17 protein-coding genes and 1 riboswitch are annotated in these 19,206 nt (G+C 44.6%); of the genes, 9 read left to right on the plus strand and 8 right to left on the minus strand.

What is annotated here, in order from left to right; genetic code table 11:
• From B5J94_RS00005 to B5J94_RS00030, 6 genes are all read left to right on the plus strand, one after another.
• The coding region (locus tag B5J94_RS00005; protein ID WP_322853496.1) for an IucA/IucC family C-terminal-domain containing protein at nt 1-383 on the plus strand (383 nt) is incomplete at its 5' end.
• Between the two features lie 183 nt (nt 384-566).
• Entirely contained in the window at nt 567-1,169 is a 603-nt protein-coding gene (locus B5J94_RS00010; protein ID WP_062500260.1) for a GNAT family N-acetyltransferase, read from the plus strand.
• Nucleotides 1,170-1,173: 4 nt separating this feature from the next.
• Nucleotides 1,174-1,572, plus strand: a complete 399-nt coding sequence (locus tag B5J94_RS00015) for a hypothetical protein (RefSeq protein WP_062500253.1) — start codon at nt 1,174-1,176, stop codon at nt 1,570-1,572.
• Complete coding sequence (locus B5J94_RS00020) at nt 1,572-2,828, plus strand: MFS transporter (RefSeq protein ID WP_062500255.1); 1,257 nt, start codon at nt 1,572-1,574, stop codon at nt 2,826-2,828. The genes B5J94_RS00015 and B5J94_RS00020 overlap by 1 nt, the downstream gene beginning before the upstream one ends.
• 46 nt (nt 2,829-2,874) lie before the next feature.
• On the plus strand, nt 2,875-5,211 hold the full coding sequence (locus tag B5J94_RS00025; RefSeq protein ID WP_062500257.1) for a TonB-dependent receptor: 2,337 nt from the start codon (nt 2,875-2,877) through the stop codon (nt 5,209-5,211).
• Between the two features lie 92 nt (nt 5,212-5,303).
• Nucleotides 5,304-5,732 carry a hemerythrin domain-containing protein gene (locus B5J94_RS00030; RefSeq protein WP_211271029.1) on the plus strand — a complete coding sequence of 143 codons (429 nt, stop codon included), beginning with the start codon at nt 5,304-5,306 and terminating at the stop codon, nt 5,730-5,732.
• A gap of 102 nt (nt 5,733-5,834) precedes the next feature.
• Here the strand turns inward: B5J94_RS00030 and B5J94_RS00035 are convergent, their stop codons facing one another.
• Nucleotides 5,835-7,589 (minus strand): glutamine--tRNA ligase/YqeY domain fusion protein, encoded by a 1,755-nt coding sequence (locus B5J94_RS00035; RefSeq protein ID WP_062500259.1) that lies wholly within the window; start codon nt 7,587-7,589, stop codon nt 5,835-5,837.
• A gap of 335 nt (nt 7,590-7,924) precedes the next feature.
• Here B5J94_RS00035 and B5J94_RS00040 point away from each other — a divergent pair, with 335 nt between their 5' ends.
• Complete coding sequence (locus tag B5J94_RS00040; protein ID WP_062501330.1) at nt 7,925-8,116, plus strand: type II toxin-antitoxin system Phd/YefM family antitoxin; 192 nt, start codon at nt 7,925-7,927, stop codon at nt 8,114-8,116.
• Nucleotides 8,117-8,240: 124 nt separating this feature from the next.
• Here the strand turns inward: B5J94_RS00040 and B5J94_RS00045 are convergent, their stop codons facing one another.
• Nucleotides 8,241-8,594, minus strand: a complete 354-nt coding sequence (locus B5J94_RS00045) for a 4a-hydroxytetrahydrobiopterin dehydratase (protein WP_062501332.1) — start codon at nt 8,592-8,594, stop codon at nt 8,241-8,243.
• A 52-nt stretch (nt 8,595-8,646) separates the two neighbouring features.
• Nucleotides 8,647-9,429, minus strand: a complete 783-nt coding sequence (gene phhA, locus B5J94_RS00050) for a phenylalanine 4-monooxygenase (RefSeq protein WP_062501334.1) — start codon at nt 9,427-9,429, stop codon at nt 8,647-8,649.
• A 267-nt stretch (nt 9,430-9,696) separates the two neighbouring features.
• Here phhA and B5J94_RS00055 point away from each other — a divergent pair, with 267 nt between their 5' ends.
• A complete protein-coding gene (locus tag B5J94_RS00055; RefSeq protein WP_062501336.1) occupies nt 9,697-10,206 on the plus strand; it encodes a peptidylprolyl isomerase in 510 nt (169 codons plus the stop codon).
• A 90-nt stretch (nt 10,207-10,296) separates the two neighbouring features.
• Nucleotides 10,297-11,100 (plus strand): UDP-2,3-diacylglucosamine diphosphatase, encoded by an 804-nt coding sequence (locus tag B5J94_RS00060; RefSeq protein ID WP_062501338.1) that lies wholly within the window; start codon nt 10,297-10,299, stop codon nt 11,098-11,100.
• 245 nt (nt 11,101-11,345) lie between these two features.
• Here B5J94_RS00060 and B5J94_RS00065 read toward each other — a convergent pair whose 3' ends face one another.
• The 5 genes from B5J94_RS00065 to B5J94_RS00085 all read right to left on the minus strand — a co-directional run bounded on the left by B5J94_RS00065 (nt 11,346) and on the right by B5J94_RS00085 (nt 18,890).
• Nucleotides 11,346-13,853, minus strand: coding sequence for an esterase/lipase family protein (locus B5J94_RS00065; RefSeq protein ID WP_062500151.1), 2,508 nt, complete (start codon nt 13,851-13,853; stop codon nt 11,346-11,348).
• A 99-nt stretch (nt 13,854-13,952) separates the two neighbouring features.
• On the minus strand, nt 13,953-14,804 hold the full coding sequence (locus B5J94_RS00070; protein ID WP_062500149.1) for a tetratricopeptide repeat protein: 852 nt from the start codon (nt 14,802-14,804) through the stop codon (nt 13,953-13,955).
• Nucleotides 14,805-14,961: 157 nt separating this feature from the next.
• Complete coding sequence (locus tag B5J94_RS00075; protein WP_062500147.1) at nt 14,962-16,812, minus strand: ABC transporter ATP-binding protein; 1,851 nt, start codon at nt 16,810-16,812, stop codon at nt 14,962-14,964.
• Nucleotides 16,813-17,007: 195 nt separating this feature from the next.
• A complete protein-coding gene (locus B5J94_RS00080) occupies nt 17,008-17,748 on the minus strand; it encodes an ABC transporter ATP-binding protein (protein ID WP_062500145.1) in 741 nt (246 codons plus the stop codon).
• 125 nt (nt 17,749-17,873) lie between these two features.
• The gene (locus B5J94_RS00085) at nt 17,874-18,890 is read right to left on the minus strand and encodes an ABC transporter substrate-binding protein (RefSeq protein ID WP_062500142.1); all 1,017 of its coding nucleotides are present in this window, start codon (nt 18,888-18,890) and stop codon (nt 17,874-17,876) included.
• A gap of 79 nt (nt 18,891-18,969) precedes the next feature.
• A riboswitch (TPP riboswitch) is annotated at nt 18,970-19,070 on the minus strand.
• Between the last annotated feature and the right edge of the window lie 136 nt (nt 19,071-19,206).

The following is a 19,206-nucleotide window of genomic DNA, read 5'->3' on the forward strand; positions in this document are numbered from 1 at the left end:
ATTTGGGGGTCGGTTCAAAAGAGGTGGGTATTTTATTAAAACACTCCCCAAAAGATTTGAGTCATTTTATTTTCACTGGGCTTTTTGTTGTGCATTATCGCTATATTTTTGATGTATTGCATCAATATTATAATATATCTGAATTTGAATTTTGGAATGAGTTATCAAAGATTGTTGATGAATTTCACCACCAACATCCAGAGCTAAATGAGAGGATTGCTTTATTTGATTTAAAAAGACCAAAATTTGAAAAGGTGTGCCTAAATCGTGTTCGCTTTTTTACAAGAGGTTATCAAGATAACGCCAACCGTCCAGAACCCGTGGTTTGCGAACCAATTTGCAATCCAATTTCACCACAGTTTCTAAGGTGTGTTGAACATTGATAACATTATTTGTAAAAATGATGAAAATTTTAACGCTTTTATTAGTTTTTGCATGAAAAACGTGCGATTTTTCTCATTTTTCATTGCAAATACCAATATTCAACACACCCTAATGAGAGAATAGAAATGCTAGAAGTCTATACCGATTCTTTTAATCAAGATCAATGCAGTAAAACCAATCGATTGCCAACTTTATCTCAGGGGTTGCCAAACAACTATATTTACAGAGAAAATGGGGTTGAATTTGGGTTGGTGCAAATACGCTACCCTGAACATATTGAATTGTTGCATCGTTGGATGAATATGCCCCATGTTATCCCTCAATGGCAACTCAATAAATCATTGTCTGAGCTGTTTGTTTATTTTGAAAAAATGTTGGCTGATGATCACCAGCGTCTGTATTTGGTTAGTATTAATAGTGAATGGGTTGGTTACGCCGAAGTTTATGAAGGGGCAAGGGATAGACTATCAGGGTATTATACGGCTGACAAAAATGATTTGGGTTGGCATTTGTTACTAGCAGAGGTACAGGCTGTTGGCAAAGGGTACTTGCGTGCCATCATGCGTCTACTAAGCTTTTTTATTTTTGAACATTCACCTGCTAAAAAAATTGTGGGTGAACCTGATGCAAGTGTAAAACCCTATGAGGTAGTCGCTCAAGAATTAAACTATATGCCCCAATATCAAATTGTAATGCCTGAAAAAACTGCAATGTTATATTTTTGTGACAAAGAAGGGTTTTATTGTAAGTTTGCCCATTATTTAAATGCCAACATTAAAGAGTGATGTTATGCCTATTTTTCTAAATACTATTCAGAACCCAAATAGCTCCTTACCTGTATTTTTACTCGATTTTTCAGGCGAGATTAGTCAAGATGCATTTGATGATTGGTTGATTGCTATGAGTGATTTGTTAGCCAGTGAGCAGAGTTTTGCCTTGATTTACCATAGTCGGACAGGGCTGACACTCCCTGATAACTACCGCCAGATTGAGGCGGTTTGGTACAAGACGCACAAAGAATCGTTCTTTAAATATTGCAAGGGATTAGTCAGAATTGTTGATGATGAGACTCAAAGACAAGCCTTAGACAGTCCTGCTTTTCATAAAGCATGGCGAGTGCCTTATGCGGTGGTGTTATCACTGACTGAAGCCAAAGCATGGATAAACACTAAAATAGGGGCGGTCTGATGATTGTCTCACAACAAAAAAATCGCCATCTTTTGATGATGGTGGCACTGTTATATGTTGCCCATGCCTTGCCTTTGTATTTTTTTAATGTGGCATTGCCTGCCATTTTAAGACATCAAGGCGTTGATATTAGGGTGATTGGCATGCTTTCACTTTTATATTTGCCGTGGGCGTTTAAATTTCTGTGGGCAAGTTATGTGGACAATTATTATTGTGCCAAAATCGGCAAACGCAAAACTTGGTTATTTTTTACTCAAATTATCGTGGTAGTCGGGCTGTTTGGGCTTGGCTTTTTACAGTTTTCTGAGTCTGAGATTGTATTATTTCTGAGCATAAGTTTTTTGGTGTCTTTGGCAAGTGCCACCCAAGATATCGCTATTGATGGCTATACAGTGGAACAATTTGATAAGTCATCCTTTGGGCTGGCAAGTGCCATGCAAAGTTTTGGAGTGGCGTTTGGTAGTATGGTAGGCGGTGCTGGCACACTGTGGCTATATCAGAGATTTGATTGGCAAATGGCGACAATCAGTTTGGCAACAACTGTTGTGCTTATTTCGTGTTCACTATGGTTCTTAAAAGATCATGACAATCCCAAACATGCTGCCAATCTTTCCAGAGCAAGTCTTATTAGGCTTATCAAACGCCCGCAAACTAAATGGTTACTAGCTTTGATTGTGGTGTTTCGCTTTGTGGAAGCTCCGATGATGGCAATGCTAAATCCAATGCTTGTGGATTTTGGTTTTTCACTGTCTCAGATTGGGCTTTTGTTTTCGGTATTTGGAGCGATTGTTGGGATTGGTTCAGCACTTTTGGCAGGGGTATTAATCAAATATATCGACATTGTACGTTGTCTTATATTATTCGGATGGCTAAGAACGGCAGTTTATGCTTTGTTGTGTCTAGGATTGCTATATCCTTTATTGGGTGATTTTTTACCTGCGGTAGGTTTATTAAAAACAGGGTTTATGAGCTTGATGGCAATTAGTGTTTTGCTAATTTTATCTGTTCGCTATTTAACAATGACTGCCTTATATGCCCTGTTTATGAATGCTGCCAATCCCGACCAAGCTGGCACGGACTTTACTTTGTTTGTGTGCGTGGAGTTGCTTGTGTATTTTATCGGCGGGGCGATGAGTGGATTTTTAGTACATCAGTTTGGCTATGACAAGCTATTTTTGTGGCTTGCGATTGGTTCTGGGGTGTCAATGCTTATTTTGCCGACATTGATAAAAAAATTTTCCGTAACAGACTGTTAAACCGTAACAGACTGTTAAAATTTTACTTTTCCATAAGGAGTAATTTATGCGTCATTCCCACTATTTTCAATGGTTATCTTTGCCTTTACTAAGTGTGGCAGTAACTCAGCAGTTGTACGCTCAACCCAATGAGTCATTACCAACGGTTGAATTAGAGCCTGTGGTTATTGCCATTGATAAGAGCGGTATGGCACTTGCCAATCGTATCACGCAAATGCCCCATACCACCAAAGTTATTTATGAAGAGCAAATTCAAGAGCAAGCAACAGGCTCTCGACAGCTTGCCGATGTGATGGCACAGCTCATTCCAAGTTTGGGGGTAAGTAGTGGCACTACCAGTAACTTTGGGCAAACCATGCACGGTCGTCAAGTACAATTTTTGTTAAATGGTGTGCCTTTGACAGGTTCGCGAGACATCTCTAGACAGCTTAATAGTATCAACCCCAGTCAAGTGGCTAGAATTGAAGTTTTATCAGGAGCAACCAGTATTTATGGGTCTGGAGCAACAGGCGGTTTGATTAATATCGTTACTAAGTCTGATTTGGAAGAGGAGCAATTTGAAACCCGCATCGGTGTACATGGTAGTAAATTATCCAGTGAAGGTATCGGTTATCAGGTAGGTCAGAGTGTGGCAGGTGTCAGCGAAAATGGCAATGTCCTTGCACGACTTGATGTCGACTATCGCACCACAGGAGGGGCATTTGATGCTAACGGTAAACGCATCGCTCCTGAGCCTGCCCAAACTGATAAGCAAGACAGCAAAAGCCTAAGTGTCAATACAAATGTTGATTGGCAACTTGACGACAAGCAAAATATCAATCTAGCATTGACGCATTATAACGACAAACAAGATACCGATTATGCACCTGATTATGGTAATCGCCTTGCGGTGTTGTTTGGAGAAAAGCCTTCATTAAATGCCATCAAAGGCTTATCATTATCAGAACAGCCAAAAACCACCAAAAGCACCTTTAATATCAACTATCATCATGATGATTTGTGGGGTAACACCATCAATACCAATGCTTATTATCGCAGAGAGAAAGGCAGATTTTATCCCTTTGTTGCCCCGTTTTCGACCGCCAAAGCCCTGCCTATTTTACAAAGCATGAATTTGCCACCAGCCACTTTGGATGCTTATACCAAGGCTCTACAAGCTCGCGCCTATGGGGTGTTACAATCTGAATCTAAGGCAGAGGTACTAGGAGCAAGACTGGCTTTGCAAAGAAAATTTGACCTTGCTCAAAAACCTGTACTACTTAGTTATGGTATCGATTATGAGCAAGAAAAAGACCGCCAAGGGGCAACAGGTTATGATTTGACTACCTTTATGCAAAGCAACGGCTTAGAGTTTAAAGATGCTGGCAATCACTACACCTATGGACCTGATACCACCTTAAAAACCTATGGCATATTTACCAATGCCAATATTGCTTTAACAGATGATTTAAAAATATCAGCAGGCGTGCGACATCAACGTATAGACAGCAAAACAGACGATTTTGTGCCACCCAGTGAGTCGCTATTGGCTGATTTATTAATCCAAAACAAAGTGCCGTATCAAGCAGGGGTTGTCAATTCTGGCAAAGTAAAGCATCACAAAACTTTGTTTAATCTTGGGGCAAATTATCAATTAACGCCAAATAACAGTATTTTTGCCAACTTTGGGCAGGGATATAGTTTGCCTGACCTGCAAAGGGTGTTACGAGATGTTGGGGCAGGTTTTGTGGTTAATTCTGATAATGTCGAGCCAATCACGGTCAATAGTTATGATGCAGGGTGGGTAGGAGTATTTGGCGGTAGCCGTGCCAAGTTGACAGGTTTTTATAATACATCAGATAAAGTAACCCAGTTTTTAAAAGATTATAGCGTGGTGGTTGCTGATACTGATGAGCGTATTTATGGGGCGGAGTTTGAATTAAATCACAAGATTAATGATAACTGGGCTGTCGGTGGTAGCATTGCCTATACACGAGGTCAATACAAAGATGCAAGTGGTCAGTACAGAGAGCTTGGGGCGTTTCGTATCAGTCCTACCAAAGCCACCACTTTTGCTCAATACACCACACCAAGTGAACATAAATTACGCTTACAACTGCTTGCTATTGGTGGTACAGACAATGCCTATCAAGACAGCTTGGTTGCTACAACCAATCAAAACGTCCGCAAAACCCCAGAGACTAGAATTTCAGGCTATGTTGTGGCGGATTTATTGGGTGAGATAAAACTGCCCAAGGGTCAGCTAAATTTTGGGGTTTATAATTTGATGGATGCCGATTATAAGAGCGTATTTAGTCAAGCTGCTAAAGCAACTTATGGTGAATTATCCAGCTTGTCTGCACAAGGGAGAAGTTACGGGATAAGTTATACCTTAAATTATTGATTAGCATTATGTGCCACAATACCACAAACATTGCCCTAGTGTTTGTGGTTTTTTATTTTATAATGAAATCCAACTAATAAACAGGAACTCCCATGAAACGACATCCTGCCTTACAGCCCTTATCTCGTCAGCACCATTTGGGCTTGGTCATCGCCAACAAAGCCAAATCCGCCACCGATGATGACAAACTTACCCATCACCAAGCCTTGGTGGATTATTTGACGACTGCCATTCCCACGCATTTTGAGATTGAAAGGACACGCCTTGCCGATGTTATTTTGACAAAACTGTCCGATGACAAGGCGGTCAAGTTGGCAAAACAAATGCTTGATGAGCATGAATACATTGAGACCTTGCTTGCCAACACCGACCCAAGCGTGGACGATGTCAAAGCACTGGCAACTGCGTTGTATGACCATATCCGCTTTGAAGAGCGAGAGCTTTTTCCCATTGCCGAAGAAATGCTAAGCGATGATGAGCTTTTTGCCATTTATCAGGCGAGTGATGAGAATGTGAAGTGAGTGAGATGTGAGTGAGATGTGAGTGAGATAAAAGTCGGGCGGTGAACTTAAAAAGCCAAACATCATGTTTGGCTTTTTGGTTAATTTTAAAATTACTAAAAGTTACTTAAACCCGTCTTTTAATCCCACAATCTGATTAAACACAGGCTTATCGGCACTATGCTCCACGCTGTCCGCCACAAAGTAGCTTTCACGCTCAAACTGAAATTTGTCATCGCCTGTTGCCTGTGCCAATGACGGCTCTACAATGGCATTGACAACCTTGATAGAATTTGGATTGACGTGAGTTAGCACCCACAGCGTATCATCATCGGCATTTGGATTGCTCGCCTTAATAGTGGCGATATGCTCGTCCGAGATTTCATCGTCTTCATAGAGCAGATGCTCATACAGTCGCACGGTGGCAGGCACGCCATGACTTGCCGACACCCAATGAATGACCCCCTTGACTTTACGCCCCTCAGGGTTATTGCCCAACGTTTTTGGGTCAATGGTGGCAACAAGCTCCACCACATCGCCATTAGCGTCCGTGATATGCTCTTCTACTTTTAGCACATAGCTGTTACGCAGACGAATCTCAGGGTTCTCTGGCGATAGGCGTTTGTAGCCGTCTGGGGGCGTGATTTCAAAGTCGGCTTTATCAATATAAATGGTTTTGGTAAAAGGAATTTCACGCTCGCCATTGTCCGCCTGTGGGTGTTTGGGCTGAGTGAGCCAAAGCACACCATTATCTAGGCTCGCCTTGACCGTGTCTTTTTTTAGATTTTCAAAATCAGCCACCGCTTCATCAAAGTTGGCAATCGTAACTTTTAAGGGATTTAGCACCGCCATGCCACGACTGGCGGTATTTTCTAGCACGTTTCTAATGCTAAATTCCAACTGGCGAAAATCCACCACGCCGTCCGCCTTAGACACGCCAATGCGTTCACAAAAATCACGCAAGCCCTCGGCAGGATAGCCACGTCTTCTCATGCCTGCAATGGTCGGCATTCGTGGGTCGTCCCAACCTGATACCACGCCCATGTCCACAAGGCGTTTTAGTTTACGCTTAGATGTCAATGTGTGGTCAATGTTTAAACGGCTAAATTCGTATTGACGGGGTGGTACGTCAAAGCCCACTTTCTCAACAACCCAATCATAAAAGGGACGGTGGTCTTCAAATTCAAGCGTACAGATAGAGTGCGTGATACCCTCATAAGCGTCCGACAACGGGTGGGCGTAGTCGTACATGGGATAAATGCACCATGTGTCGCCCGTTTGGTGGTGGCGGGCGTGCATGACACGGTAAATCACAGGGTCTCTCATGTTCATGTTGGCGTGATTCATGTCAATTTTGGCACGCAGTACCGCCTCGCCTTCTTTGTATTTGCCGTTTTTCATGTCGTCAAAACGAGCCAAATTTTCCTCTATGGTGGCGTTACGCTGTGGCGACTCAACGGACGGCTTACCAAAACCGCCACGGTGTTCACGAATCTCATCAGGCGTTTGAAAGTCCACATAGGCATCGCCTTGCTTGATAAGCTGTACCGCCCACTCGTGCAATTTGTCAAAATAATGCGACGCATAACGCACGTCCCCTGCCCAGTCAAAGCCAAGCCATTCCACGTCCGCCTTAATGCTGTCCACATAATCCTGCTTTTCGGCGGTGGGGTTGGTATCGTCAAAGCGTAGGTTACACGCCCCATTAAACTCCTGTGCCACGCCAAAATTTAGGCAAATGGATTTGACGTGTCCGATGTGCAAATAGCCGTTTGGCTCGGGTGGAAAACGGGTCAAAATGCTGTCATGTTTACCGCTTGCTAGGTCATCACGGATAATTTGGCGGATAAAGTCGTTTTTTTCGGGTAGGTCGGTCATAAAAATTCTTAATAAAATAGGGAAATTAACTAGGGTGTGCTGAACTTTTGTATTTGCAATGAAAAATGAGAAAAATCGTACGTTTTTCAAGAAAAAAACGCAGATTGGCAGATTGATAGTCATTCTATCAAGCAAGTTTTTGACACAGAAAAACAAGATTTAGCCATTTTTCATGCAAAAACATCATTCTATTTCTATGAACTTTCTAAAATGTAAATTGTGTTATAAGGGTTCAACACACCCTATCTATTCTACAAAATTTTAACTAAAATAACAATTGATTTTGGGTCAAAACTTACGTTAAAATTTTGGCAAAAATACGCCTTGTGATACCCATGTCAAAAATCAGTTTATCAAACAATCAAGCCCTTACCAATCATCAGCCAGATTGCGATAATGTATCAAAAACACCTTGCGATGAAACCGAATATTTATTATCAAGTCCTGCCAATGCCAAACGGCTTTTAAAAGCCATTGATGATGTCAAGCATGGCAGGGCTATCCAAAGGGAATTGATTGATAATTAATACTGCTAAATAATGATTTTTTAAAAAATCCCATAATATTATTACGGGATTTTGGTATTGTTTGGTTAAAATGTCTTTTAAGTATGGGTGCATAAAAGGGGGCGTAACACCCAAAAATCAACACCTATTTTGCCAGCTCATCGGTCTTGACTGCCATAATAAAGTCGTTTTTGTGCAAGCCCTTAATGCTATGCGACCACCAATTCACCGTAACTTTACCCCATTCGGTCAAAATGGCAGGGTGATGCCCTTCGCTTTCGGCAAGCTCGGCAAGCCGATTGCTAAACGCCATGGCATCTTTGAAATTTTTGAATTTAAATACCCGTTTTAGTTGCAAAACAGCAGTATCGCCCACCATTTCTGAGATGACCGCCCAATCAGGCAACTGTTTCATAAACAAGACAAGCTCTTCATCACTCACTTTTGGGGCATCGGCTTGGCACGCTTCACAAAAGGCGGATTTTAGGTCTGTTGTCATGGGATTTTCCTGTAAATTAAGTTAAATTTAAAATTCAGTTAATTTTTGATAATCAAGCGCTTTGTCTTAGGCTTGGGTGCAATTCATAAAGCCCAAGGCTCATCGCTTCATGCACCTTTGTCAAAATGTCCATGTTCGCCACATCAAACAAAGTTTCTTCATCATCAATCACATAATAAATCGGCTGAACCTTGTCAATGCGATAAGGCGTTCTTAGCACGTCCATGATGTCAAAGGGGCGAAGCTCTGGCGTGTCGCTTAGGGCGTAGTTGGTCTCGGCAGGCGAGCTTAAAATCCCGCCCCCATAGATTCGCAAGCCATCAGGGGTATTGATAAGCCCAAATTCCATGGTAAACCAATATAGACGAGCCAAAAACACCCGCTCTTCTTTGGTGGCATTCACGCCCAATTTGCCATAAACTTCGGTAAATTTGGCAAAGGCGGGGTGGGTGAGCATGGGGCAATGACCCAAAATTTCATGAAAAATATCAGGCTCTTGGATATAATCAAAGTCTTCTCTGGTGCGAATAAACGTCGCCACGGGAAATTCTTTGTTGGCAAGCAATTTAAAAAACTTACCAAACGAAATCAGAGCAGGCACGGCAGACGTCCGCCAGCCCGTCTCACGCAAAAGCACATCATCAACATCAAAAAGCTGTGGGATACGCTCATCTGGCAGGTTTAATTTGGCAAGCCCATCAAGATAGGCGGTACAGGCTTTGTTTGGTAGATTTGTCTTTTGGCGTGCAAATAAGTCTCGCCACACGGCATTTTCATCATCGCCATAAGCGATAAATCCTTTTTCATCAGGGATATGGGCGACATAGCTTGTCATAACTTCTCCTTGCTTATGACTTTTACAAACTTAGGTAAAAGTGGTTTGCTCACTTAACGTTACTCTAAAACAAACGTACCCAAAAGACAAATGGGATTTTTGAGTGATTTATTGGATTTTACGATAAGTATCAAAATTGCGATACATTCAAGCCATGATAACCTTTTGTGTGCTTTTGTTGTTTTTTGTGTTATTTATCAAATTTTGGCGATTTTGTGCTATACTACGCCATCTTTTTTCATTTTAACTTAATTTTAAGGAACTCCTATGGATATGCCTGTTGTAGAGTTTGACACCACACACGGTGCGATTGTCATTGAACTAAACGCCGAAAAAGCCCCTGTTACGGTGGCAAACTTCCTTGACTATGTCGAAAGCGGTCATTATGACGGCACGATTTTTCATCGTGTGATTGACGGCTTTATGATTCAAGGCGGTGGTATGGACAGCGACATGAACGAAAAACGCACCGGCACGCCAATCAAAAACGAAGCCGACAACGGTCTAAAAAATGACATCGGCACCATCGCCATGGCTCGTACATCTGACCCACATTCAGCGACTGCTCAATTTTTTATTAATGTCAAAAACAACGACTTTTTGAATTACAGCAGTCCCACACCACAAGGTTGGGGCTATGCGGTATTTGGTAAAGTAACGGACGGCATGGACGTGGTAAACCAAATCAAAGGCGTACCAACGGGGCGTTATGGCTATCACTCAGACGTGCCAACCACACCGATTGTCATTAACTCTGCCAAAGTGGTTTCTAAATAATCAGCCAATAATTAGCCTAAGTTTTTTGGTTGTAGGGGCGAATCACATTCGCCCTTTTTATCATTCATAAAGTCTTGATAAAGTCTTGCCATGCAACAATTTGACCATTTATTAACCACTTGCCCCCACGATATCCGTACGGTATTTGTCAGTGATTTGCATTTATCAAACGACACACCTACCCTAAATCAGGCGTTTTTGGCACTTATCAAGGATTTGTGTGTTTTGCCAAATCTAAAAAGTTTGTACATTTTGGGCGATTGGTTGGACGGCTGGATTGGCGATGATGATTATTTGACCTTATCCGATGACAAAAAAGCACGGCATTTTTTAACGCCCATTTTACACGCCCTAAAAACGCTCTCTACAAACACCGCCATTTATGTCATGCACGGCAACAGAGATTTTGCCATTCGTCAAAGCCTGTGCGATACCTTTAACGGCAAACTTATCAAAGAACCGCACTTTTTGACATTACAAGATGACACACATATCCGCCTAGAACATGGCGACCGCCTGTGTACCGATGATAAGGCGTATCAGCGTTACCGCAAAATTATCCAAAATCCTGTTATCTCTTGGCTTATTTTAAAACAGCCCCTAGCCCACCGCCAACGCCTTGCCCACAACATCAAAACCAAATCCCAGAGCGATAAACACCAAAAATCCACCACCATCATGGACGTAAACGCCCAAGCGGTCAATCACGCCATGCAAACGTGCAATATCCTACTACACGGACATACGCACCGACCTGCCGTGCATACATTGGGCGACAAAAAACGCATGGTGCTTGGCGATTGGCGATATGTTGATGACAAAGTGCAAGCGGTGATTGGGGCGGTGGATGGTGATGGCGTGGGGCTTTGGGTGTTTGATTGGTCTGTAAAATAACCGCCCATTTTCAAATTTAGGTAGTAGTCTAAAAAGTATGCTAAACTAGGTTTTCCGTTCGCCCTGAGCTTGCCTGCGGGTGGCGGAAAACCGTTATGGTTCGACAAGCTCACCACGAACGGTTTTCCTTGTAGCATACTTTTTGAACCAGAGCCCAAATTTATATAAGTCATTGATTCATCAACGGCGAATGTGATTCCGCCCCTACGTTTCAAAAACCACCCAATCACCAAAAAATTACCATATTAATTGAGATTGGGTTTTATCTCTTCTTCAACACTTTTTTCGTCAATGTCATCCATTTTGGGATTTCTACTTTCTTTATCTTGCCCATATTTTTCATCATTTGCCACATCTGTTGTCACATGGTCACCATGACGTGCCAAATGCTCGTGTAGGATTTTGCGTAATTGCAAAATGGTTTTGGGGTTTTCGTGAATATTATGCCCACCTGTGACGACTGTTTCGCTGACTGCCCCGTCTAGGTGGGAGCTGTCATAGGGGACAATGCCGTCAGAGAGATTTTGCCCGACCAAATTGCCCTGTAAGCCCTCGGCACTGCCAACACGGTCGCCCATGATGGTGTGATAGGCGACATTGTCATTGATGGTTAGCTCTTTGGTAAGTTTTATAAAGGCGGACTGGTCGGAGAGCTGGCTGGGTCCGTTTTGTAGGTAGAGTGAGCCGATGGCACTGTTTTGGAGTTGGGTGCTGTCCACTTGTCCGCTGTTTATGATGGTGTCAGTCACGGTTTTGGTGATGTCTAGGGGTAGGCGGACGACACGGCGGGCAAAGCGGGTAAACCAGCGGTCGGCATAGTCCGTGCCTGCAAAAGGGGCGGAGATAAACACCGCTGTATCAACCTGTGGCAGGGCGTGTAGGGCAAAGCGGTTGTGAAAATCTTCTTGATAAGTGTCCGCCAGTAGCTGTCTGATTGCGGCATTGTTGTGGGGGCGGATTTGGTTGTTGGTGATTTTATTTAGGTCGCCATCATCCATGCTGTCTATATGCGTGGCATCAACCAATTCGTCCAAATCATCCAATTTTCCCAAATCATCCAATCGGGGCAATAAATCATCATCCGAGACAAGCATTCTTGCCATGATACCACCCATGCTATGCCCGATAATCACGCTATGACGACTGGCAGGGTGAGTGCCGTTGGGGTCGGTGAGTGTGTAGGCGGTGTCGATGACTTCACGGATTTGGTAGCGGTTTTCGAGCATGGGTAGGTTGGTGGCGTAGAATACTTGCCATACTTGGTAGTTATCACGCAGGACGGGGTCGGCAAAGAGATTGTTGGTAAGATTGACCCATGTGGCAGGGCTAGACGCCAAGCCATGTATCATGATGATGACTTTTTGGTTGGGGTCGTAGGGCTTTAACATGAATAGTTGGGGCAGGGTGGCGGTGTTTTTGTTTAGCATGTTTAAAATGCCCACGCCTTGCAGTTGGTTCTCGGCAAGCCATAGGGCATACCCTGCTGAGAAGTTTGCCGATAGGGGGTAATTTTTGCCCAAAATCTCAACGTCTTTGGTTTTATAAGGGTTGAAAAAATGCACGTCTAGCACGTTTGCTGACAGCACATCGGACAAGTGCGTGCCTTGGGGCTTGACCACGCCTGTCAGAAGCATGTGTCCTGTAGGATGAATGCGACTGGCGATACTGTCAAGGTCTTGGCTAAGTAGGGGGTTATTTGCCTTGATGTCATTGGTTGGGCTGTCGGTTGGGTTATCGGCAGGGTTGGCGTTAGGGCTGTCAGTGGCGTGATTGGTACGTGGCTCGGTGGATGGGTTCTGACTAACCAGCTCTCGTACGGTAATCATCGGGCGGTCGGACAGCACGCCCACATAAGGTATGCCCAAACCTGCTCGGCTACTGGTGGTGTTTAGGTCTGCCAAACGTGAGTCATAAGCTGAAACTAGGTCAGAGAGTAGGTGCTGGTTGTGTGGGTGTTTGTCTGGATTTGTGATGTAGTCAGGGTCATTGACAAGGTAGAGATTGACGGTAACATCATCGCTGCGGTAGCTGTTGGCAAGGATATGACCGTAGTCACTGGCGGGGGTGAGATTAAAGCCCTGCTGATGAGCGTCGGCAAAAGCCCCGTTTTGGACTTTATACAGCTCGCCAATCAAGGCGTTGCTCGCCACATGGTACAAGTCCTGAGCCTTGATGTCGCTCTCGGTGACTAGGGGTGATGTGGTCTGTCGTCCTGTTAAGTTATCATAAAACAGATAAGCATAGCTGTGGTTAATGCTTGCCTTGATGGCATCTCGCTTGGCGGATAGGCAGGCGTGACGCTCCTTTTGTTCATCAGCTTGCTCGCTAGCGGACAGTGGAGCATTGGCATAATGGGGGTCTAGCGGTGGACGGGTGGGGCTTTGGCAAGCGTCCTGCTCGCCAAGGCTTAGGGCTTTGGTGTAGTATAACTCGGAGAGTAGGGCAAGGGTGGGTCTGGCGATGTGTTGGTGTTGGCGGTCATTGACGGCAACTTGCGGATTGCCAAAGGCAAGTACTTCTTTGACCTTGTCCAAACAGTCATCAAAGGCATTCATACACTCATCTTGGGTCAGACCTGATGACAGTAAGATGCTGCTTGCCACGGCACTGATTTGTGGGCGGGTGGTGATGTTGGCACGGTGGGTTTCGATGATTTTGGATTGGATTTGTTTGGGCTTGTGAAGCGTGCTACACCCTGTGATGATAAGCGTTAGGGCAAGGCTTAGGGTGCTTAGCGTAAGTTTGGTGCTCATACAGGTCTTGTTGTGTTAATGTCTCCCTAATAATTTTACACAAAAAATCCATCAAAAGGAATGTTTGATGGATTTATTTTTAAAGCATTAGCAAGTATTTTATTGATTGCTGGCTAATTGCAATGGCTTAACATTGATGTTGTCGTTTTTGATGTTCCAAATATAATAACCGCCATTTTCAACGATACGAACCTGCTCGGCAATCTGAGCATTGGTCGGGTGCTGACTTTGTAAGGCTCTTAGGCGAGACAATGCCCCTGCGTGGTTGTCCGCCAGTAGCTCGGCTTGGGCAAGACTTTGCTCGGCTTCCACATAGCCGAGACTGGCAGCTTTTTGTAAGTATTTTTGCCCTTCAATAAAGCCACCGCCTTCACTAATCATCATGCCATATAGGAAATTGGCTTCGGCATTATTGGGGGCGAGATTGACGGCTTTTGCCATGTATTTATTGGCACGTTGGGTATAGTCGGTGCCGATGTTTAAGTTGCGTGCCATGCCGTTGATTTTAGCGGCACGCAAGATGACATCAAGGGTGGCATCATTGGCATTGGCGTAGGGTTCTAGCCAGTCAGAGAGATATTTGATGTTCTCACCTGTGACAAATTCAGTAGTGCGATTGGGGAAATTCGGTGGATAGTGGCGAGCATTGGGCGAGACATCGTCAATAAAATCATCAATCAGGCTCACATCAAGGCGGGTACTACCGCTTTGGTTGGCATTGATGGTAATGGTGGGAATACGATTGATGTTAGAGATATTGGCATTGATGGATGGCACGCCTGCCACAGACTGACCAAGTAGATTGGCGGTGTTGGCGTGGGAGATGGGCGTGGTTAGTTCACCACGCATGGCAGGGGCGATGCCTGTTTGGATGTTTAGTTGAGCCATGGCAGGCAGGGCGGTCAAGGCGATGGCACCAAGTGCTACTTTGTAAAAGGGTAGGGTTTTCATGGGGTTCTCTTTTAAAAATCTTAAAAATAAAATCAAGGTAAATTTTAAAAATTATAAGAAATTTACCTTAATCATCTATATGTATTGGGCGTTGTTTTGGTGGTAAATTGTTACAGGGTTGTCGGTTGTGTTACACTGTGTAGTTGAGTATGTTTGCTTACATCTCACCCAAAAATCCGCCCGACTGTCTTGCCCATAGGTTGGCATAAATCCCGTCTTGGGCGATGAGTTCGTCATGACTGCCCATCTCGATAATCTCGCCCTTGTCCATGACCACGAGCTTATCAAGGCTGGCGATGGTTGAGAGACGGTGAGCGATGGCAATGACCGTTTTACCTTTCATCATCTCATCTAGGCTCTGGGTGATGGCGTGTTCCACTTCGCTGTCTAGGGCAGAGGTTGCTTCATCAAGCAGTAAGATGGGGGCGTTTTTGAGCATGACCCGAGCGATGGCGATACGCTGACGCTGACCGCCTGAGAGTTTCACGCCACGTTCGCCCACTTCGGTGTCAAGTCCGGTGTTGCCATGTTTGTCTTCTAAGGTTTGAATAAAATCCCATGCGTGGACGAGGCGTGCCGCTGCGATGATTTCATCATCGGTGGCATCAGGTCTGCCATAGGCGATGTTCTCACGCACGGTGCGGTGCAGTAGGGCGGTGTCTTGGGTGACCATGCCAATATTTTGGCGAAGTGACGTTTGAGTAACAGCACTGATGTCCTGCCCATCAATGCTGATATTGCCCCCATCCACGTCATAAAAACGCAGTAGCAGATTGACAAGGCTGGATTTACCTGCCCCAGAGCGACCGACCAGACCGATTTTTTCGCCTGCTTGAATGGCTAGGTTGAACTTATCAAATAGAGCAGTTCTATCTTCGCCACGCCCGTAGTTAAAGGTTACGTCCTTAAACGCAATCTCTCCCCGTGCCACCACAAGCTCACTAGCATCAGCCCTATCCGTGATGGCGTGGGGTGTGGTTAGTGTTCTCATGCCGTCCTGCACCGTGCCAATATGCTCAAACAGGCTTGCCATCTCCCACATAATCCACTGAATCATGCCTTTTAGACGTAGGGCGATACCACTTACCACCGCAATCGCCCCCACGCTTACTTCGCCCATCATCCATAGATACACGCCGATGGCGGTACTACCGACTATCATGATAAGCGAGAGCGTCTCGGTCGTCGTCCCTAGTATGGACACCCACCGCATTTGGGCGTGGACGGTAGTCATGAACTCGCTCATGGCGGATTTGGCGTAGGACAGCTCACGATTAGAATGGCTAAACAGCTTGACCGCACTGATGTTGGCATAAGCGTCAGTTACACGCCCTGTCATCAAGGCACGAGCGTCCGCTTGGTTGCTGGCGGTCTCACGCAGGCGGGGCAAGAAAAATTTCATCATGCACGCCACACAAATCAGCCATGCCACAAAGGGCAAAAACAGCCAAATATCCAGCCCGAGCAAAATCACGCCACTGGTCACCAAATACGCCACGACAAACGACACCATCTCTGCCATCGTCATAATCGTATCACGCACCGATAGGGCGGTTTGCATGACTTTGGCGGAGACACGCCCTGAGAACTCATCATGATAAAACTGCATGGACTGCCCGAGCATGTGCTTATGAAACCACCACCGCAGTCGCATCGGCATGACCCCTTGTAATACCTGAAAGCGGATTAAGTTACCGATAAATTCGCCAAAAATGGACAGCACGCACAGCCCCAAAATCAGCGTAATGGTCGCCCCTTTTTCTTGCCATAGGATCTCGGGGGTATAAACGGTCAGCCAGTCCACGACATCGCCCGCCCATGCAAACAACAGCGAGCTAAATATCCCAAGCAGTATCGACAGCACGATACGCACCCCAATCCAAAATCTCGCCCCTTCGGTACACGCCCACAAAAACGCAAAAAACCCACGCTGACTGGGGTCGGGAGTAGGCATGGGACTGTCGGGGTAGGGGTTTAGGCGGTTTTCAAAGTAGCGAAATAAAGACATGATTATTTTTTATAAATTATTAAAGGAAAAAGTGGCGAATCAGGCAAATTGCCAAAGGTGTAATGTGGGGCTTGTGGGGGTATTATTCAATATCAAAATTTTAAAAATACGTTTTTAAAAATGGAAAACTAAGAGTAAAATTTAATTTGGTGTGGGTTTGGTGTTTATTGGGGGCATTTAAATTCATACAACCACTTAGCTCTGTATCGCTCTAAGCACATCTTGTTTTAGGTTTAGGTATTCTACACTTTGCAAAAAATGTGGCGATTTATCAATGACAAAATGATGAGCCAGCGTGGCAGGAAACCCCTTTAACACATACAATTCATCTGCCAAATAAATCGCCTCATCAATGTCATGCGTGATAATTAGGCAAGTCAGTCCTTTATCTTTTTGAAATGCCCCAAACCACTCATACATCTGATTTTTGGTAACAAAATCCAATGCCGAAAATGGCTCATCTAAGAGCATAAGGCTGTCATTACTTAGATACGTGCGAAGTAGTGCCACTCGCTGACGTTGTCCGCCTGAGAGCTGAGCAGGGTATTTGTGGTATAACTCATCAAGCCCAAAGGCAGGTAGTAGGGGCATGATTTTGTCATGAATGGCGGATTTTGGCAGGTTTTGTAAGGTCAAAGGCAAGGCAATGTTGTCATATACACTTTTAAAGGGCAACAACAAATCCTTTTGGAGCATATACCCCACGCCCCCTGCCTGCCCTGTGCTGTCCTTGCCGTCTATCAAGACCTTACCTGATTTTGGCATGATAAGCCCTGAGGCGATGTTAAACAAAGTCGTCTTACCCACGCCACTTGCCCCAACAATGGCAACGATTTTGCCTTGATAAATGGTTAAATTCAACTTGGCAAATAATGGCTTATCATCAAATTCATGATGAATATCAACAAGTTGCAATTTGGCGGTTGGGGTGGTCATGGGGTGTCCTTTTTATAGTGAGTATTTGAAATCGCATTAGGGTTAAGATAGAACGTACAAAGGGCGTGTGCAACACGCCCCTACACAAATATTGCTTAGATTAGTTAATCACAAAATCAATATCATCATTTTGCATCATTAGGCAAATAATCGTTGCTAACCCCTGCTTGCGGGGCGAATGGCTTATCAATGAGTTTATTATCGTATACCCATTTAAAGAAATTGTCCCAGCGATTATAATCAAACCGCCCCCAACTGCCGTCTTCTGCCAGATATTGCCCTGACATATATTGCTGACTGGCTTTGGCAAGCTCGGGGTTAATCTCGGGGGCGTGCTTGATAAGAATCTTAGCACTTTCATCGGCGTGCTGACTGGCATAGGTGTAGCCTTGACTGATGGCGGTCATGGCTTTTTTGTAGCGTTCAGGGTCTTTTTGTAGCTCGTTGCTGTTGGCGATGATAACGGGCGAATAATAGTCAAACACAGGGTTTGAGTCTTTTAGATAAAAGAAATTGGTCTCCACGCCTTTGAGTCCTGCGTGAATGCCGTCCCAACTATAATACGCCAAAATATAGTCAAATTGGTTCATACGCAAGGCGGTTGTTGCGTCCGTACTCTCCCCAGGGATTGGGTTTAGTGGCTCACCGACAAGGCTTGCCACCGTCTTGTCGTCCACAGGGTCTTCCCACGTTGAGTAGCGTTTGCCGTGCAAGTCTTTTGGCGTGGTTGCTCCTAATGATTTGAGCGACAACAGTCCTGCGTTGTTGTGCTGAACGATGGCTCCGATGGCGGTAATCGGCTCGCCTTTGTTTAGGCGTTTGACCATGTTCGGCTGAAAATACACGCCCAAATCGGCACGCTCGTTCGCCACCAATGTGGACGTACTGTCTTCGGACGGCTGAACGATTTTGGCATCAAAGCCTTGCTCGGCAAAATAGCCCTTATCCAGTGCCACATACAGCCCAGTGTGGTTGGTGTTGGGCACCCAGTCTAGGGCGATGATAAGCTCTTGCTTTTCGGTTTTGGCAGGGTCTTGGGCGGGCTTGGCGGACGTGTCGGCAGGTTTGTTACACCCCGCCACACATAGGCTTGCTCCAAGGGCGATGACGGATAATAATTTTGGGCTTAACTGAGCTAACATAACAACTCCATTCAATGTCAATAAAAAACCCTTGGGGTAACCCAAAGGCAAATACAGTCAAGCCGACAAAAACATGAGGTAAATCACGCATTTAGTTTCCTACGCCAGTATTAACTGTATCAGGTTCACGGGTATTATCTCAGCTTTTTGGTTAAATAAAAAGCACCCCGACTAAGGTTTTTATTATAAATGAAATGGGTGGTTTTGGCAATGGTTTTTAAGGGGTTAATTGGGGGTTTGATTTGATGGTATTATTTAAAGATATGACACTCTTTAATTGAGGCAATTTTGCAATATGGACGTGTAGATACCATAA

Origin of the sequence: Moraxella lacunata (assembly GCF_002027545.1) — a bacterium.
In the GTDB taxonomy this organism is placed as follows: Bacteria; Pseudomonadota; Gammaproteobacteria; order Pseudomonadales; family Moraxellaceae; genus Moraxella; species Moraxella lacunata.

Coding starts and splice junctions, on each gene's coding strand:
- B5J94_RS00015 (WP_062500253.1), top strand. CDS start 1,174: ATGCCTATTTTTCTAAATACTATTCAGAACCCAAATAGCTCCTTACCT.
- B5J94_RS00020 (WP_062500255.1), top strand. CDS start 1,572: ATGATTGTCTCACAACAAAAAAATCGCCATCTTTTGATGATGGTGGCA.
- B5J94_RS00025 (WP_062500257.1), top strand. CDS start 2,875: ATGCGTCATTCCCACTATTTTCAATGGTTATCTTTGCCTTTACTAAGT.
- B5J94_RS00030 (WP_211271029.1), top strand. CDS start 5,304: ATGAAACGACATCCTGCCTTACAGCCCTTATCTCGTCAGCACCATTTG.
- B5J94_RS00035 (WP_062500259.1), bottom strand. CDS start 7,589: ATGACCGACCTACCCGAAAAAAACGACTTTATCCGCCAAATTATCCGT.
- B5J94_RS00040 (WP_062501330.1), top strand. CDS start 7,925: ATGTCAAAAATCAGTTTATCAAACAATCAAGCCCTTACCAATCATCAG.
- B5J94_RS00045 (WP_062501332.1), bottom strand. CDS start 8,594: ATGACAACAGACCTAAAATCCGCCTTTTGTGAAGCGTGCCAAGCCGAT.
- phhA (WP_062501334.1), bottom strand. CDS start 9,429: ATGACAAGCTATGTCGCCCATATCCCTGATGAAAAAGGATTTATCGCT.
- B5J94_RS00055 (WP_062501336.1), top strand. CDS start 9,697: ATGGATATGCCTGTTGTAGAGTTTGACACCACACACGGTGCGATTGTC.
- B5J94_RS00060 (WP_062501338.1), top strand. CDS start 10,297: ATGCAACAATTTGACCATTTATTAACCACTTGCCCCCACGATATCCGT.
- B5J94_RS00065 (WP_062500151.1), bottom strand. CDS start 13,853: ATGAGCACCAAACTTACGCTAAGCACCCTAAGCCTTGCCCTAACGCTT.
- B5J94_RS00070 (WP_062500149.1), bottom strand. CDS start 14,804: ATGAAAACCCTACCCTTTTACAAAGTAGCACTTGGTGCCATCGCCTTG.
- B5J94_RS00075 (WP_062500147.1), bottom strand. CDS start 16,812: ATGTCTTTATTTCGCTACTTTGAAAACCGCCTAAACCCCTACCCCGAC.
- B5J94_RS00080 (WP_062500145.1), bottom strand. CDS start 17,748: ATGACCACCCCAACCGCCAAATTGCAACTTGTTGATATTCATCATGAA.
- B5J94_RS00085 (WP_062500142.1), bottom strand. CDS start 18,890: ATGTTAGCTCAGTTAAGCCCAAAATTATTATCCGTCATCGCCCTTGGA.